The sequence below is a fragment of the Azospirillum himalayense genome (genome assembly GCF_042657465.1).
GTDB classification, from domain to species: Bacteria; Pseudomonadota; Alphaproteobacteria; order Azospirillales; family Azospirillaceae; genus Azospirillum; species Azospirillum himalayense.
Map to the genome: position 1 here is coordinate 182,123 of NZ_JBHSLC010000111.1, position 14,585 is coordinate 196,707.

15 protein-coding genes are annotated in these 14,585 nt (G+C 68.2%); 3 read left to right on the top strand and 12 right to left on the bottom strand.

Annotated elements, in window-relative coordinates; all coding sequences use genetic code 11:
• The first annotated feature begins 4 nt into the window (after positions 1 to 4).
• Positions 5 to 868 (top strand): aldose 1-epimerase family protein, encoded by an 864-nt coding sequence (locus tag ACFPMG_RS30220; protein WP_376999178.1) that lies wholly within the window; start codon positions 5 to 7, stop codon positions 866 to 868.
• 15 nt (positions 869 to 883) lie between these two features.
• On the opposite strand, the gene gltA is transcribed toward ACFPMG_RS30220, so the two are convergent.
• Entirely contained in the window at positions 884 to 2,224 is a 1,341-nt protein-coding gene (gene gltA, locus ACFPMG_RS30225; RefSeq protein ID WP_137106006.1) for a citrate synthase, read from the bottom strand.
• A 123-nt stretch (positions 2,225 to 2,347) separates the two neighbouring features.
• Positions 2,348 to 2,815, bottom strand: a complete 468-nt coding sequence (locus ACFPMG_RS30230) for a flavodoxin family protein (protein WP_376999181.1) — start codon at positions 2,813 to 2,815, stop codon at positions 2,348 to 2,350.
• Positions 2,816 to 2,864: 49 nt separating this feature from the next.
• Here ACFPMG_RS30230 and ACFPMG_RS30235 point away from each other — a divergent pair, with 49 nt between their 5' ends.
• Positions 2,865 to 3,431, top strand: a complete 567-nt coding sequence (locus tag ACFPMG_RS30235; RefSeq protein WP_376999183.1) for an AAA family ATPase — start codon at positions 2,865 to 2,867, stop codon at positions 3,429 to 3,431.
• Here the strand turns inward: ACFPMG_RS30235 and ACFPMG_RS30240 are convergent.
• The 9 genes from ACFPMG_RS30240 to glpD all read right to left on the bottom strand — a co-directional run bounded on the left by ACFPMG_RS30240 (position 3,421) and on the right by glpD (position 13,522).
• A complete protein-coding gene (locus tag ACFPMG_RS30240; protein ID WP_376999185.1) occupies positions 3,421 to 4,194 on the bottom strand; it encodes an SDR family NAD(P)-dependent oxidoreductase in 774 nt (257 codons plus the stop codon). The genes ACFPMG_RS30235 and ACFPMG_RS30240 overlap by 11 nt on opposite strands.
• A gap of 12 nt (positions 4,195 to 4,206) precedes the next feature.
• Positions 4,207 to 5,712 (bottom strand): glycerol kinase GlpK, encoded by a 1,506-nt coding sequence (gene glpK / locus ACFPMG_RS30245; RefSeq protein WP_376999187.1) that lies wholly within the window; start codon positions 5,710 to 5,712, stop codon positions 4,207 to 4,209.
• 155 nt (positions 5,713 to 5,867) lie between these two features.
• The gene (locus tag ACFPMG_RS30250) at positions 5,868 to 7,622 is read right to left on the bottom strand and encodes an ABC transporter substrate-binding protein (RefSeq protein ID WP_376999189.1); all 1,755 of its coding nucleotides are present in this window, start codon (positions 7,620 to 7,622) and stop codon (positions 5,868 to 5,870) included.
• 58 nt (positions 7,623 to 7,680) lie between these two features.
• Entirely contained in the window at positions 7,681 to 7,974 is a 294-nt protein-coding gene (locus ACFPMG_RS30255) for a DUF2160 domain-containing protein (protein WP_014242528.1), read from the bottom strand.
• Between the two features lie 19 nt (positions 7,975 to 7,993).
• On the bottom strand, positions 7,994 to 8,791 hold the full coding sequence (locus ACFPMG_RS30260; protein ID WP_014242527.1) for a carbohydrate ABC transporter permease: 798 nt from the start codon (positions 8,789 to 8,791) through the stop codon (positions 7,994 to 7,996).
• A gap of 15 nt (positions 8,792 to 8,806) precedes the next feature.
• A complete protein-coding gene (locus tag ACFPMG_RS30265) occupies positions 8,807 to 9,691 on the bottom strand; it encodes a carbohydrate ABC transporter permease (protein WP_059399526.1) in 885 nt (294 codons plus the stop codon).
• A complete protein-coding gene (locus ACFPMG_RS30270) occupies positions 9,691 to 10,779 on the bottom strand; it encodes an ABC transporter ATP-binding protein (RefSeq protein ID WP_376999192.1) in 1,089 nt (362 codons plus the stop codon). The genes ACFPMG_RS30265 and ACFPMG_RS30270 overlap by 1 nt, the downstream gene beginning before the upstream one ends.
• Before the next feature lie 16 nt (positions 10,780 to 10,795).
• Positions 10,796 to 11,899: an ABC transporter ATP-binding protein gene (locus ACFPMG_RS30275; RefSeq protein ID WP_149649048.1), complete on the bottom strand. Its 1,104-nt coding sequence runs from the start codon at positions 11,897 to 11,899 to the stop codon at positions 10,796 to 10,798.
• 81 nt (positions 11,900 to 11,980) lie between these two features.
• The gene (gene glpD / locus ACFPMG_RS30280) at positions 11,981 to 13,522 is read right to left on the bottom strand and encodes a glycerol-3-phosphate dehydrogenase (RefSeq protein WP_376999195.1); all 1,542 of its coding nucleotides are present in this window, start codon (positions 13,520 to 13,522) and stop codon (positions 11,981 to 11,983) included.
• A gap of 209 nt (positions 13,523 to 13,731) precedes the next feature.
• Between glpD and ACFPMG_RS30285 the strand changes: the two genes are divergently transcribed.
• Positions 13,732 to 14,337 (top strand): DedA family protein, encoded by a 606-nt coding sequence (locus ACFPMG_RS30285; RefSeq protein ID WP_376999197.1) that lies wholly within the window; start codon positions 13,732 to 13,734, stop codon positions 14,335 to 14,337.
• Between the two features lie 39 nt (positions 14,338 to 14,376).
• On the opposite strand, the gene ACFPMG_RS30290 is transcribed toward ACFPMG_RS30285, so the two are convergent.
• A complete protein-coding gene (locus tag ACFPMG_RS30290) occupies positions 14,377 to 14,580 on the bottom strand; it encodes a DUF3008 family protein (RefSeq protein WP_376999199.1) in 204 nt (67 codons plus the stop codon).
• Between the last annotated feature and the right edge of the window lie 5 nt (positions 14,581 to 14,585).

Consider the following 14,585-nt stretch of genomic DNA (forward strand, 5'->3'; position numbering starts at 1 on the left):
TCTCATGGACCGGCACACGCTCAGCAACGGACGCCTCGGCGCCGCGATCAAAGCCGACGGGGCGGAGCTGTGCTCCCTGACCCTCGACGGGCGGGAACTGCTCTGGCAGGCCGGTCCGGAGTGGCCGCGCCACGCGCCGGTGCTGTTCCCCATCGTCGGGCGGCTGAAGGACGACACGCTGCTCCACAGAGGGCAGATCTACCGCATGACCCAGCACGGCTTCGCCCGCGACCGCCGCTTCGCCTGGGAGGAGCACACGCCTACCCTTTGCCGCCTCTCGCTGTCCGACGACGCGCAGACGCGGGCGCTGTATCCCTTCGCCTTCCATTTGGAGCTGATCTTCGAGCTGGACGCGGAAGGGCTGACCATCCGCCACCGCATCACCAATCCGGGCGCGGAGGTGCTGTCCGCCTCGCTTGGCGTGCATCCGGCCTTCCGTTGGCCGTTGCAGGACGGCGTGCCGAAGGAGGCGCACGAGCTTCTGTTCGAGGCGGACGAACCCGCCCCGATCCGCCGCGTCGATGGCGGTCTGCTGTCGCCGCAGCCTGAGCCGACGCCCGTCGAGGGCCGCCGCCTGCCGCTGAACGAGGGGCTGTTCACGCGGGACGCGGTGATCCTCGACCGGCCGGCCAGCCATTCCGTCCGCTACGGCGCGCCCGGCACCCCGGCCATCACCGTCTCCTGGGAAGGCTTCCGCGAGTTGGGCATCTGGTCGAAGCCGACCGGCGCGCCCTTCCTGTGCATCGAGCCCTGGCACGGCCACGCCTCCCCGGCGGACTTCGACGGGGAGTTCGCGGACAAGCCGGGGCTGCTGCATCTCGCCCCCGGAGCGACGCGGGAGCTGAGCTACCGCATCGCCGTGGGGTAAGGGATCGGCTGTCCGTCAGCCGCGCTTGTTCAGCGGAACGAAGGGGCGGCCCGGATTGCCGGTGTAGAGCTGGCGGGGACGTCCGATCTTCTGCTGCGGGTCCTCGATCATCTCCTGCCACTGGGAAATCCAGCCGACGGTGCGAGCCAGCGCGAACAGCACGGTGAACATGCTGGTCGGGAAGCCCATCGCCTTCAGGATGATGCCCGAGTAGAAGTCGACGTTCGGATACAGCTTCTTCTCGACGAAGTAGGGGTCCTCCAGCGCGATCTTCTCCAGCTCCATGGCGATGGCGAGGTGCGGCTCGTCCTTGATGCCCAGAACGTCCAGAACCTCGTAGCAGGTCTGGCGCATGATCTTGGCGCGCGGGTCATAGTTCTTGTAGACCCGGTGGCCGAAGCCCATCAGGCGGAAGGGATCGTTCTTGTCCTTGGCGCGCTTGATGAATTCGGGGATGCGCTCGACCGAGCCGATCTCCTCCAGCATCAGCAGCACCGCCTCGTTGGCGCCGCCGTGGGCCGGCCCCCACAGCGCCGCGATGCCCGAGGCGATGCAGGCGAAGGGGTTGGCGTGCGACGAGCCGGCCAGCCGCACCGTTGAGGTCGAGGCGTTCTGCTCGTGGTCGGCGTGCAGGATGAAGATCTTGTCCATGGCGCGGGCCAGGACCGGATCGACCTTCCAGGTCTCGCACGGAGTCCCGAAGGTCATGTAGAGGAAGTTTTCCGCGTAGCTGAGGTCGTTGCGCGGATACATGAAGGGCTGGCCGACAGAATATTTGTAGGCCATGGCGGCCATCGTCGGCATCTTGGCGATCAGCCGGTGCGCGGCGATCATCCGCTGGCGCGGGTCAAGGATGTCGGTCGAGTCGTGGTAGAAGGCTGACAGCGCTCCGGTCACGCCGCACATCACCGCCATGGGGTGCGCGTCGCGGCGGAACCCGCTGTAGAAGCGGCTCAACTGCTCATGCACCATGGTGTGGTAGGTGATGGTGCGCTCGAAATCCTCCTTCTGCTGCGGATTCGGCAGCTCGCCGCGCAGCAGCAGATGGCAGACCTCCAGGTAGTCGCAGTTCTCCGCCAGATCCTGGATGGCGTAGCCGCGGTGCAGGAGAATGCCTTCGTCGCCGTCGATGTAGGTGATCGCCGACTCGCAGCTCGCCGTGGAGGTGAAGCCGGGGTCGAAGGTGAAGTAGCCGGTTTCGGCGTAGAGCTTGCGCACGTCGATGGCGCGCGGGCCGGTTTCGCCTTCCAGCAGCGGCAGCTTGACGGTTTTTCCGGTCGTGTCGTCGGTGACCGTGATGGTTCCGACCTGCTTGACCTCGCCGCGCCAGACCGGCCGGCCCTTGCTGCTCTCCATCGGCCCCTCCTTATGCACGCGTCATCGGGCGTGACGCTGTTTCGTTGCACGTAGGAGACTGTATGAAAGGGGGGTGTCGTCAATAGCACTCCCGATAGATGCCACTCCGCCGGGCATAGGCCATCAGAAGATCCCCGCCTCCAGCCCGGCAGCCATCAGCAGCCCAAGCTCTTCGCAGGAGGCGGAGAAATCGTCGCGGTACGGGCCGCGGCAGACCAGCGGTTCCTGCACCGGACGCCAGCGCAGCCCCGTCGCGATGGAGGCGACGGCGCGGCAGGTCCCCGTCCCGTCATGGCCCGCCCGGATGAACAGCGCGTAGGGCAGCCCCTGCGTTCGCTCCAGGCAGGGGTAATAGCTGCGGTCGAAGAAATCCTTGAGCGCCCCGCTCATGTATCCCAGATTCTCGGTCGTCCCGAGGATCACGCCCTGAGACTCCAGCACGTCCTCCGGCCCGGCCTCCAGCGGCGGTTTCGCCACCACCTCCACCCCCTGCACCTCCGGCGAGCGCGCCCCGCGCAGCACGGCGTCCAGCAGCGCCCGCGTGTTGGGCGACGGGCAGTGGGCGACGACGAGGAGGCGTTTGGGCGGCATGATTCATCCTTTCCACGGCGACTGTACCAACAACACAGGATGACGTCCCATGAGCGAAGACGCGCGCCGATTCGTCGTCGTCACGGGTGGCCCCGGCTCCGGAAAAAGCACCCTGATCGACGCGCTGGCCCGCGAAGGCTACGCCCACAGCGTGGAGGCGGGCCGCGCCATCATCCAGGACCAGACCGCCATCGGCGGGCCGGCGCTGCCCTGGATCGACCCAGCGGCCTTCGCGGAGCTGATGCTGTGCTGGGAACTGCGCTCCCTCCGCCTCGCGCGGGAGCAGGCGGGAACGGTCTTTTTCGACCGCGGCATCCCGGACGTCATCGGCTATCTGCGCCTGATGAAGCGCCCGGTCCCCGCTCACATGGAAAGGGCGGCCCAGCGCTTCCGCTATCACCGGACCGTCTTCGTCGCACCACCCTGGCCGGAGATTTTCGCGCCGGACGCCGAGCGCCGGCAGACCCCGGCCGAAGCCGCGGCGACCCACGACGCCATGGTCAAGACCTACGGCGGGCTGGGTTACGAACTGGTCGCGCTGCCCAAGGCGCCTGTGGCGGAGCGGCTGCGCTGCGTCCTGGACCGGCTTGGCGAACCGGGGCCGCTCACGCCATGAGCTGGCCGCCGTTCACCTCGATCACCTGCCCGGTGATGTAGCCGCTGAGCGCCTCGGACGCCAGGAACAGATAGGCGCCGACGCAGTCCTCCGCCGTGCCCAGCCGGCCCAACGGGATGCGCGCCGCCGTCGCCGCCAGCTTCTCCGGCGAGGAGTAGCGCTGGTGGAAATCGGTGTCGATGGTGCCGGGCGAGACGGCGTTGACGCGGATGCGGTCCGGCGCCAGCTCCGCCGCCAGCGAGCGGGTGAAGGTCGATACGAAGGCCTTCGACGCGCTGTAGATCGACGAGCCGGGGCTGCCCCCGGTGCGGGCGGAGATGGAGACGGTGTTGACGATCGCCCCGCCCCCAGCGGCCCGCAATGCCGGCAGGGCGCGCCGGCAGGCCACGACGACCGAGCGCAGGTTGAGGTCGATCACCTCGTCCAGGAAATCGTCGCCGACCCGCTCCAGCGGCACCCGCCCGACCATGGTGCCGGCGTTGTTGACGAGGATGTCCAGCCCTCCCAGCGCCTGCACCGCAGCGTCCACGGCCGAATCCACGGCGCGTGGGTCGCGGAAGTCGCCGCTGACGGCGTAGACGTCCGTCCCGCCCGCCGTCAGGGCGAGCGCCAGCCTCGCCGCGGCATCGTTGACACCAGAACCGTGGAGCGCCACCCGCGCGCCCAGGCTGGCGAAAGCGGTGCCCACCGCCGCCCCGATGCCCCGGCTGCTGCCGGTCACCAGCACGCGCTTGCTGCGCAGATCCTCGCCCAACAAAGTCATGGCTCCTGCCCCTCAGCGTTCGCGGCGCACGCGGCGCACGGCGTCCAGCCAGCCGTCGTAAAGGCGGGCGCGCTTGGCCGTGTCCATCCGCGGCTCGAACCGGCGGTCGCAGCGCCAGGCGCCGGCCAGCGCCGCCTGATCGCGGTAGACCCCGGCCTTCAGCCCGGCCAGCCCGGCCGCCCCCAGCGCGGTCGTCTCGATCACCGCTGGGCGTTCCACCGGCAGGTCCAGCACGTCGGCCAGGAACTGGCACAGCCAGTCGTTCGCCGCCATGCCGCCGTCCACCCTCAGCGCGTCGGAGGTCGCCGTGTGCGCGGCCGACCAGTCGGAAACCATGGCATCGCGCAAGTCGCGCGTCTGGAAAGCCACGGCCTCCAGCGCGGCGCGGGCGATGTGGGCCGGGCCGGCGTCCAGCGTCAGACCGAAGATGGCAGCGCGGGCCTCCGGATCCCAATGGGGGGCGCCCAGGCCCACGAAGGCCGGCACCAGATAGACGCCGTGGCTGTCGGGAACGCGGGTCGCCATGTCGTCGGTCTGCGAGGCGTGGGTGATGATCCCCAGCCCGTCGCGCAGCCATTTGATGGCCGCCCCGGCGATGAAGATGGAGCCCTCCAGCGCGTAGGTCGTCCGCCCGTCCAACCGGTAGGCCACGGTGGTCAGCATGTTGGAACGCGATTCCACCGGCTCGCCGCCGGTGTTCAGCAGGGCGAAGCAGCCGGTGCCGTAGGTGGACTTGACCATCCCCGGCTCGAAGCAGGCCTGGCCGAAGGTCGCCGCCTGCTGGTCGCCGGCGATGCCGGTGATCGGGATGGCGCGGCCCAGCAGGTCCGGCTCCGTCGCGCCGAACTCGGCGCTGCTGTCCAGCACCTCCGGCATCATGGCGCGGGGGATGCGGAACAGGGCGAGCAGTTCGTCGTCCCAATCCTGGCGGTGGATGTCGAAGACCATGCTGCGCGAGGCGTTGGTCGCGTCGGTCGCGTGGACCCGCCCGCCGGTCAGCCGGTGCAGCAGGAAGCTGTCGATGGTGCCGAAGCACAGTTCGCCCCGCTCCGCCCGCTCCCGCGCGCCGGGGACATGGTCGAGAATCCAGGCGATCTTGGTGGCGGAGAAGTAGGAGTCGATCAGCAGACCGGTCTTGCGCCGCACCAGCGGCCCGCAGCCCTCCTCGACCAGCCTGCGGCAGAGGTCGGACGTGCGGCGGTCCTGCCAGACGATGGCGCGGTGCACCGGCTCGCCCGTGCGGCGGTCCCAGACGACGGTGGTTTCGCGCTGGTTGGTGATGCCGATGGCGGCGATGTCCGCGGCGCTCAGCCCGGCCTCGTCCACGGCCCCCCACATCACCGCCACGGTGTCGCGCCAGATGTCCTCCGGATCGTGTTCCACCCAGCCGTCGGCGGGATAATGCTGCGCGAACTCCCGCCGGGCCACCCCGGCGGGAACGCCCCGCCGGTCGAAGACGATGGCGCGGGTGGAGGTGGTGCCCTGATCGATGGCGAGGACGTGGCCGGCTTCGGACATGGTCTTTCCTATGGTGTCGTTCGTTCCCTCTCCCCTCTGGGGAGAGGGTTTAGGGTGAGGGGGTTGCGCGTTTGCCGGACGTACCGCCATGCGCATCCCCCTCACCCTCCCCTCTCCCCAGAGGGGAGAGGGTTATTTTGTGGGCTATTGTACCGTCACTGCGCCATCGCGGCCTTCTTCGGCGGCGAGGCCGGCCAGGACTTGATGAGCTGGTCGTAGTCCACCGTCTCGCCCTTGGGCTTCTCGTTGGACAGCTTGCGCTGCGGCGCGGTGGTGCCATCCTTCTCGGCCTTGGCGAACCAGAACTCCGCCGACTCCTTCTTGTTCAGCTTCGGTCCGCACTCGCCCTGCACGCCTGACCGCTCCAGACGCTCCATCACGGAGTCCTGGGCCGCGGCCAGCGCGTCCATGGCCGCCTGCGGCGTCTTGGCGCCGGAGGAGGCGTCGCCGATGTTCTGCCACCAGAGCTGCGCCAGTTTCGGGTAATCGGGCACGTTCACGCCGGTCGGCGTCCACTGCACGCGCGCCGGGGAGCGGTAGAACTCGACCAGCCCGCCCAGCTTCGGCGCGCGCTCGGTGAAGCTCTTGTCCCAGATGTCGCTTTCCCGGATGAAGGTCAGGCCGACATGGCTCTTCTTCAGGCTGACCGACTTCGCCATGGTGAACTGGGCGTAGAGCCACGCCGCCTTACGGCGGTCCACCGGGGTGGATTTCAGCAGCGTCCAGGACCCGGCGTCCTGGTAGCCCAGCTTCATGCCGTCCTTCCAGTAGGCGCCCTTGGGCGACGGGGCCATGCGCCATTTCGGCGTGCCGTCGGCGTTCACCACCGGCAGGCCGTCCTTCACCATGTCGGCGGTGAAGGCGGTGTACCAGAACATCTGCTGCGCGACGTTGCCCTGGGCCGGCACCGGGCCGGATTCCGAGAAGGTCATGCCGGCGGCCTGCGGCGGCGCGTATTTCTTCAGCCACTCCACGTATTTGGTGACGGAGTAGACGGCGGCCGGGCCGTTGGTGTCGCCGCCGCGCTCGATGGAGGAGCCGACCGGGCGGCAGCCCTCCATGCGGATGCCCCACTCGTCCACCGGCTTGCCGTTGGGCAGGCCCTTGTCGCCGTTTCCGGCCATGGAGAGCCACGCGTCGGTGAAGCGCCAGCCCAGCGACGGGTCCTTCTTGCCGTAGTCCATGTGGCCGTAGACCTTGACGCCGTCGATCTCCTTCACGTCGTTGGTGAAGAACTCGGCGATGTCCTCGTAGGCCGACCAGTTGACCGGAACGCCCAGCTCATAGCCGTACTTGGCCTTGAACTTGGCCTTGATGTCCGGGTTGGTGAACCAGTCGTAGCGGAACCAGTAGAGGTTGGCGAACTGCTGGTCGGGAAGCTGGTAGAGCTTGCCGTCCGGCGCCGTGGTGAAGGATTTGCCGATGAAGTCGTTGACGTCCAGCGTCGGCAGGGTGACGTCCTTGCCCTCCCCGTCCATCCAGTCGGTGAGGGGAACCACCTGCTTGTAGCGGAAATGGGTGCCGATCAGGTCGCTGTCGTTGATCCAGGCGTCGTAGATGTTCTTGCCGGACTGCATCTGCGTCTGGATCTTCTCGACCACGTCGCCTTCCTGGATCAGGTCGTGGCGCAGCTTGATGCCGGTGATTTCGCTGAAGGCCCTGGCGAGCGTCCGGGCCTCGTACTCATGGGTGGTGATGGTTTCGGAGACGACGTTGATCTCCATGCCGGCGAAGGGCTTGGCGGCGTCGATGAACCACTGCATTTCCTTCAGCTGGTCCTCCTTCGACAGGGTCGAAGGCTGGAACTCGCTGTCGATCCAGCGCTTGGCCGCTTCGATGTCGGCGAAGGCCGGGGCCGATGACAGAAGAAGCGCCGCCGCGGATGCGGAGGCGAGATACAGGGTACGCATCGTTTATTCCTCCCGTTTCCATTGTTTTAGGCCCGTTCCGGCCGGCACAGGCCGGCCGTCACACCCAGCGGAAGACCGCCGCGGCGTAAAGAAGCGAAAGTGCCGTCGCGTAGTGCACCTCCCCGCCCACCAGCCCCAGCCAGGCGAGGTGGATGAAGGCGCTGCCGAGCAGCGTGATGAACAGCCGGTCGCCGCGCGTCGTGGTGATGCCCAGCACGCCGGGGCGCGCCACCTCCGGCCGGTTGAGCGCCAGGACGGTGAGCAGGGTCAGCAGCCCGGCGATGACGGCGAAGAAGGCGCCGGTCTGCCAGGTCCAGGCCATCCAGGCGAGATGTTCGGTGACGGTGTCCATGGCGGCGTCCTCCCTCCCGTCAGACGCGGCCCAGGGCGAAGCCCTTGGCGATGTAGTTGCGCACGAACCAGATCACCAGCGCGCCGGGCAGGATGGTCAGCACCCCCGCCGCAGCCAGCAGCCCCCAGTCCATGCCGGAGGCCGAGACGGTGCGCGTCATCGTCGCCGCGATGGGCTTGGCGTCCACCGAGGTCAGCGTGCGCGCCAGCAGCAGCTCGACCCAACTGAACATGAAGCAGAAGAAGGCGGTGACGCCGATCCCGCTGGCCACCAGCGGCATGAAGATCTTCACGAAGAAACGCGGAAAGCTGTAGCCGTCGAGATAGGCGGTTTCGTCGATCTCCCGCGGTACCCCCGACATGAAGCCCTCCAGGATCCACACCGCCAGCGGCACGTTGAACAGGCAGTGGGCCAGCGCCACGGCGAGCGGCGTGTCGAACAGACCGATGGCCGAATAGAGGTTGAAGAAGGGCAGCGCGAAGACCGCCGCCGGGGCCATGCGGTTGGACAGCAGCCAGAAGAACAGATGCTTGTCACCGACGAAGCGGTAGCGCGAGAAGGCGTAGGCCGCCGGCAGGGCCAGCGCGATCGACAGCACCGTGTTCAGCGCCACATACTGCAGCGAGTTCAAATAGCCCGAGTACCAGGACGAATCGGTGAAGATGCGCCGGTAATTCTCGAAGGTCAGCGTGTGGGGCCACAGTGTCAGGCCGCTGACGATCTCGGTGTTCGTCTTCAGGCTCATGTTCACGAGCCAGTAGATCGGCAGCATCAGGAACAGGATGTAGAGCGTGAGGACGATCCGTGCGCGCAGCATGGCCCGTTTCCTTTGCTAGTTCCGTTGCGCGTCCATGCGGGTCATGACGGTGTAGAAGACCCAGCAGACCGCCAGGATGATCAGGTTGTAGACGATGGACAGCGCCGCGGCCTTGCCCAGGTCGAACTGCCCCAGCGCCAGCTTCACGAGGTCGATCGACACGAAGGTGGTCGAGTTGCCGGGGCCGCCGCCGGTCACCACGAAGGGCTCGGTGTAGATCATGAAGCTGTCCATGAAGCGCAGCAGAACGGCGATCAGCAGCACCCGGTGCATCTTCGGCAATTGGATGTTGCGGAACACCGCCCAGCGCGACGCCCCGTCGATTCTTGCGGCTTGATAGAAGGCGTCGGGGATGGAACGCAGGCCGGCGTAGCAGAGCAGCGCCACCAGCGAGGTCCAGTGCCAGACGTCCATCGTCACGATGGTCACCCAGGCCGACAGCGGGTCCGCCGTGTAGTTGTAGGGGATGCCCAGCCGGTTGACCGCCCAGCCCAGCAGGCCGATGTCCTCGCGGGCGAAGATCTGCCATATGGTGCCGACGACGTTCCACGGGATCAGCAGCGGCAGCGCCAGCACCACCAGCGTCGCCGCCACCCGCCAGCCGTGGCGCGGCATGCTCAGAGCCACGGCGATGCCCAGCGGCACCTCGATCAACAGGATCAGCAGCGAGAACAGCAGGTTGCGCCACAGCGCGTCGAAGAACCGCCCGCCAAGGTCGGTGGAGGGATCGAGAAGCTCCTGGTACCAGCCGATGCCGTTCCAGAAGAACTGGTTGTTTCCGAAGGTGTCCTGCACCGAGTAGTTGACCACCGTCATCAGCGGCAGGATGGCCGAAAAGGCGACGATCAGCAGAACCGGCAGGACCAGCAGCCATGCCCCCTGGTTGACGGGCTTGTCCATCACGCCGCCTCCCCTTCCACGAGCGTTCCGTCCGCGTAGACATGCACCATGGCGGGGTCGAGCAGCAGCGACGCCTCGTCCCCCGCCAGCGTCAGATCCTCCGGCACCGTCGCCGCCATGGGCAGGCCCGACAGTTCCACCCGCGCGATGCGCGTGCGCCCCAGATCGTCCAGCCGGCGCACCCGCACCGGCACGCCGCCCGCCCCGGCGGGCGCCAGCGTGGCGAATTCCGGCCGCACGCCGATCTCGATCTTCGCCCCACCATCAAGCGTCGGATAGCCGCGGCGCAGCGCGATGACGTGCCCGCCGACCCGCGCCGCGCGCCCCGACACCTCGGCCGGCAGGACGTTCATCCCCGGCGAGCCGATGAAATGGCCGACGAAGACATGGGCGGGCCGCTCGAACAGCTCCTGCGGGCGCCCCACCTGGACGACGCGCCCGTCATGCATCACCACCACCTTGTCGGCGAAGGTCAGCGCCTCCGTCTGGTCGTGGGTCACGTAGATCATCGTCAGGTCGAGCGCCCGGTGCAGCGCCTTCAGCTTCGACCGCAGTTCCCATTTCAGATGGGGGTCGATGACGGTCAGCGGCTCGTCGAACAGGATGGCCGCCACGTCCGGGCGGACCAGCCCGCGCCCCAGCGAAATCTTCTGCTTGGCGTCGGCGGTCAGGTTCCGCCCGCGCCGGTTCAGGTCCGCCGTCAGGTCGAGCAGCCCGGCGATCTCCCGGACCCGCGCGTCGAGCGGCGCCCCGCGCAGGCCGCGGTTGCGCAGCGGAAAGGCGAGGTTCTCGTAGACCGTCATGGTGTCGTAGACGACGGGGAACTGGAAGACCTGGGCGATGTTGCGCGCCTCGGTCGGCAGGGCCGTCACATCCTTCCCGTCGAACAGCACCCGTCCCTCGCTGGGGGTCAGCAGGCCGGAGATGATGTTCAGCAGCGTGGTCTTGCCGCAGCCCGACGGCCCGAGCAGCGCGTAGGCCCCGCCCTGCTCCCACACATGGGTCATCGGCTTCAACGCGTAGTCGTCGTCGCTCTTCGGGTTGGGGGTGTAGCTGTGGCCGAGGGATTGAAGGTCGATGCGCGCCATGCCGTCCGCCCTCCCGTCACGCCGCCATGACCAGCGGCGGCGCCGCGGCCAGCCGCCCGTCATGGCCGAACACGAACAGCCGCCGCGGGTCGATGAAGCAGTCGATCCGCTCGCCCGGCTCGACCTCCAGCACGCCGCGGGTGACGGCGACCCAGCGGTCGGTTCCGCCATCCGTGCGCGGCAGGTCGATGTGGACGAAGCTCTCCGAGCCGGTGATCTCGCTGACCGCCACCGCACCGCTCAGGGACATCGCGTCGGCGTGGGGCCGCGTCAGATGCAAGTGGTCGGCGCGAAAGCCGATGGTGTAATCGTCGTCCGGCAACTCCGCCAGCACGCCGCGCGCCGGCCCGTGCTCGCCGGTCGCCAGCACAATCTGCAGGCCGCGCTTGTGCACCCGCATGGTGTTGAGCGGCGGATCGGAGAAGACGCGCGCGCTGGTCAGGTTGGCCGGGCGGCGGTAAACGTCCGGCGTGCGCCCGAACTGCGCCAGCCGCCCTTCCCACAGCGTCGCCGTGTTGCCGCGGAGCAGCAGCGCCTCCGCCGGCTCCGTCGTCGCGTAGACGAAGACCGCGCCGGTCGCGGCGAAGATCTTCGGCAACTCCTCCCGCAGTTCCTCGCGCAGCTTGTAGTCCAGGTTGGCCAACGGCTCGTCGAGCAGGACGAGCTGGGCCTCCTTCACCAGGGCGCGGGCGATGGCGGTGCGCTGCTGCTGGCCGCCGGAGAGCTGCTGCGGCGTGCGCTGCAGGTAGGGCTCCAGCTTCAGCAGGCGGGCGGCCTCCCGCACCTTGCGGTCGATCTCGTCCTTGGGCCGGCGGGCCACCCGCAGGGGGGAGGCGATGTTCTCGTAGACGGTCAGGGACGGGTAGTTGATGAACTGCTGGTAGACCATGGCGACGGAGCGTTCGCGGACGTGCCGCCCCGTCACGTCCACCCCGTCCACCAGCACGCGCCCGGCGCTGGGCACGTCCAGCCCGGCCATCAGCCGCATCAGCGACGTCTTGCCCGACAAAGTCGGCCCCAGCAGAACGTTCAGCGACCCGCGCTCCAGGCTCAGCGACACGTTCTCCAGGTGAACGTGGCCGCCGACATGCCTGCTGACCTTGTCCAGAACCAAGCCCACCGGCCTTCCTCCCCAATATTCATTTTTTCTTTATTGAGATGGTTCTTGTCGCCGTGTTTCCAGCCTGTTTTTCCACGCCTGCTATTCCGCGGCGTCGGATGCCCTCTCCCTCCGGCTGCGCTCCTCCGTCATGAAGGCGTCGAGCGCCTGGGCCTGGGCGACGTCCAGCCGCAGCCCCAACTTGGTCCGGCGCCACAGCACGTCCTCGGCGGTCTCCGCCCATTCCTCCGTCATCAGGTAGCGGACTTCGGCTTCAGTCAGCGTCCCACCGAAGTCGCGCCCCAGATCCTCCGGACGCGCCGCGCTGTCGAGAATCCGGCGGGCGCGGGTGCCGTAGGTGCGCACCAGCCGCTCCAGATGCGGCTGCGTCAGGAAGGGCGCCCGCCCGCGCAGCTCGGCGAACAGCGCCGCGACGCCGTCCACCGGGAAATCGCCACCCGGCAGGGTGCCGGCGCTGCTCCAGTCCGAGGTGCCCGGGGCGAGCTTCGGCAGGAAGGGCGCCAGCTTGGCGATCGCCGCGTCGGCCAGACGGCGGTAGGTGGTGATCTTGCCGCCGAAGATGTTGAGCAGCGCCGCCTTGCCGTCGGCCGGCGCGTCGAGCGCCAGCACATAGTCGCGGGTCGCCGCCTGCGCCGTCGAGGCGCCGTCGTCGTAGAGCGGGCGGACGCCCGAATAGGTCCACACCACGTCGGCGGGCGTCACCGGCTTGGCGAAATAGTCCCCGGCGGCGACGCAGAGATAGGCGATCTCCGCCTCCGACGCGCGGACGTCCGCCGGATCGCCCTGGTAATCGTTGTCGGTGGTGCCGATCAGGGTGAAATCGCGCTCGTAGGGGATGGCAAAGACGATGCGCTTGTCGGCGTTCTGGAAGATGTAGCAGCGGTCGTGGTCGAACAGCTTCGGCACCACGATGTGCGACCCCTGGACCAAGCGGATGCGCGCGTCCACCGTGGAGCGCGCTCCCTGCCGCATCACCTCCGACACCCAGGGGCCGGCGGCGTTGACCAGCGCGCGGGCGCGGATGCTGCTGCGCCGGCCGCTGCGCGCGTCCTCGACCGTCACGCTCCACAGCCCGTCCTCGCGAACGGCGCTCAGGAAACGGGTGCGGGTGCGGATCGCAGCACCCATGCGGGCCGCGTCCTGCGCGTTCAGGACCACCAGACGCGCGTCGTCGACCCAGCAATCCGAATATTCGAAAGCGCGACCGAAACCCGGCTTCAGCGGCTTCCCCGCCGGATCGCTGAGCAGATCGAGCCCGCGCGTGCCCGGCAGTTTCTCCCGCCCGCCAAGGTGATCGTAGAGGAACAGGCCCAGCCGCAGGAACCAGGAGGGCCGCAGGCCGGGCAGATGGGGCAGGACGAAGCGCAGCGGCCAGATGATGTGCGGCGCCATGCGCCACAGCACCTCGCGCTCGCGCAGCGCCTCGCGGACCAGCCGGAATTCGTAATATTCCAGGTAGCGCAGGCCGCCGTGGATCAGCTTCGTCGAGGCCGAGGACGTGCCCGACGCCAGATCCTTCTGTTCGCACAGATAGACGGAGCAGCCCCGCCCCGCGGCATCGCGCGCGATGCCACAGCCGTTGATGCCGCCGCCGACGATGGCAAGGTCGTAGACCCCGGCCATCCATCCCTCCTCTCCGCTGTGCGCCCGCCCTTTGCGATGTGCGCCTTTGTTTTCGTTTCAAACGGTAGCCGAGGGTTCAGCAGGCCGCAATACGAAAAAAGTGAAAGCGATACGAAAGGTCATGGTGCCACCCCCCTCCCTCATTGGGAGAGCCGGTGAACTCCCGCGGCGCTGGCGGGTTATCCAGGCAACCGGAACCGGAGGACCGCGTGTTCGAGTGGATCACAAACATGGTCGAAAGCGGCGGCTACGCCGGCATCGCGCTTCTGATGCTGCTGGAGAATGTCTTTCCGCCCATCCCATCGGAACTCATCATGCCGCTGGCCGGCTTCGTCGCGGCCCGTGGCGATCTCAGCCTCCCGCTGGTGGTTCTGGCGGGCAGCGCCGGATCGGTGGCGGGGGCGCTGTTCTGGTACTACGCCGGGCGGTGGCTGGGCAGCGAGCGGCTGAAGCGGCTGGCCGCGCGGCATGGCCGCTGGCTGACCGTGGCGCCCGCGCAGGTGGACGAGGCGACGGGCTGGTTCCGCCGGCACAGCGGGTTGTCGGTGCTGATCGGGCGCCTGATCCCGGCGGTGCGCACGCTGATCTCCGTTCCCGCGGGCATTGCCGGGATGGGGCTGGTCCGCTTCCTGCTTTATTCGACCATTGGGACGGCGCTGTGGACCCTGGTCCTCGCCGGCGCCGGCTATTTGCTGGAGGGCCAGTACAACAAGGTGGCGGGCTGGATGGACCCGGTGGCCAAGCTGGTCATCACCGCCATCGCCGCCTGGTACGCCTACCGCGTCGCCACCTTCCGCCCGCAGGAGCAGAACTGACGGGGCGCACCCCGTCAGTGCCCCAACATCGGAGGAACCTCACTCCTTCGCATCGTCCTTCGAACTGCGGGCGGGCAGGTCCTTGCGCTTTGCGGACGCCATCTCCCGCAGTTCCTTTTCGCTCATTGATTTTGCCATTTCCTTCGAGGCGCCGCGCAGGCTAGATTCCGGCTGCTCCCCGCGCTTGGCGGCCAGCGCCGCACCAGCGGCCATCTGCTGCTTCTTCGACTCCGCCTTGCTCATCCGGC